Source organism: Streptomyces sp. MUM 203J (assembly GCF_022414595.1).
Lineage (GTDB): Bacteria > Actinomycetota > Actinomycetes > Streptomycetales > Streptomycetaceae > Streptomyces.
The window spans coordinates 1-1,415 of record NZ_JADWYO010000131.1 but is presented as its reverse complement, the minus strand read 5'-3'; the positions used below and the strand labels follow the sequence as shown (position 1 = coordinate 1,415).

The 1,415-nt window shown below is 81.4% G+C and carries 1 pseudogene; it reads right to left on the bottom strand.

What is annotated here, in order from left to right:
- A pseudogene (locus tag I3F58_RS29150) lies at nt 1-1,415 on the bottom strand (hypothetical protein); the annotation flags it as partial.

Sequence of the window (1,415 nt, the reverse complement as noted above, 5' to 3'; positions counted from 1 at the left end):
GGACGGCTCGTCGCCGCGTACCTTCTTGTAGGTGAGGGTCGTGGTCTCGGTGACCTGGACGGTGGCGGGCCGTCCCCCTGCGGTACGCATCAGCCGCAGCGCCGTCGCCACGTCACCGCTCAGCAGCCCCACCGCCCCGCACTCCCGGAACGCCCCGGACACGCCGCAGGCCGCCTCGTACGCCGCCGCGACCGGGAAGCGCGGGGACGCGGGTTCCGTCTCGGCCAGGCAGACCAGATGGATCCCCGCCGCCGCCCCGGCGGCCGCCAGCCGCGCCAGCGTCTCGCGCAGGGCCGCCGAGCCCGGGTCGCCGTCCACGACGACCACCGTGTACGGCGCCTCGGTGCGGGCCGCGGCCTCCGCGACGGACGTGGGGTTCGCCTGCGCCCAGCCCGGGCCGAGCGGCCCCTCGTCCAGGCGGCGGGTCAGCTCCGCCACGCGCGCGTGCGCCTGGTCGGGGTCGTACGCGAGGAGCAGCCGGCAGTCCTGGCCGTGCGCCGGGCGCAGGTGCGGCAGCCAGCCGAGCCAGCCCCAGTCCTGGACCCGCCGCTCCAGCGGGACGCGCGCGTCGGCGGCGACCAGCACGACCTCCAGGTCTGCGGGCGCGTGCAGGGCGGTCAGCTGGGCCAGCACCGAACGCGCCAGGCCCAGCAGGCGCGGGCGCGGCCCGGCCAGGCCCAGCGAACCGGCCTCGCGCAGCCCGACGGTCACCGGCACGGACGCCAGCTCGGCCCGCTCGGCGGTGCCCAGCCGCACCACCAGCGCCTCGGGGTGGCCGGGCGCCCGCTCCCAGAGCCGGGGGCCCGGGTCGAGGGCGGTGAGGAGGACGGCGGCGGGGTCGGGCCACGCCTCGGTGCGGCCCGTGCCGCCGGGCCCGCCCGTGCGGGGAGGAGGCGTGGTGTCGGGGGCGGCCGTGTCCGCAGGGGCCCCGGTCCCGTGGGCCGCGCTGTCGCCGCCCTCGGCCCGCCCGCCGCCGGTGAGCCGACGGGCCCATGCTCCTATCCCGCCACGGCGCCGGGGAGCCTCCCGGGCGTCCGGCGGGACCTGTGTGCCGCGCGGGGGCGTGGGCAGCCCGGAGAGGGGAGCCGGGGGCGGCGCGGGGGCGTGGGGAGCCGCGCTGCCGCGTTCGGGGGTGCACGGGGGCGTGCGCTCGGAGCCGTACGCCTCCTCGCTCCGCGGGCTCCGGCCGGGCCGCAGCCGGTCCGGCCCCGGGGCGGTGACGGCGTCCGGGGCGCTCCGCTCGGCCCAGGACGGCCGCCGCGCGCCCGGCACGACGGGACGCGCCGCCCCCGGAGCCGCATCCTCCGCGCGGCCCGGCAGGCTCACCCGCAGGTGTCCCTCGCCGTCCGGGGCGGTCGGCAGGGACCCCGCGGCCGGGCCGGGCGGCGGGCCGGGGGTGACGCGCAGGGCCGACT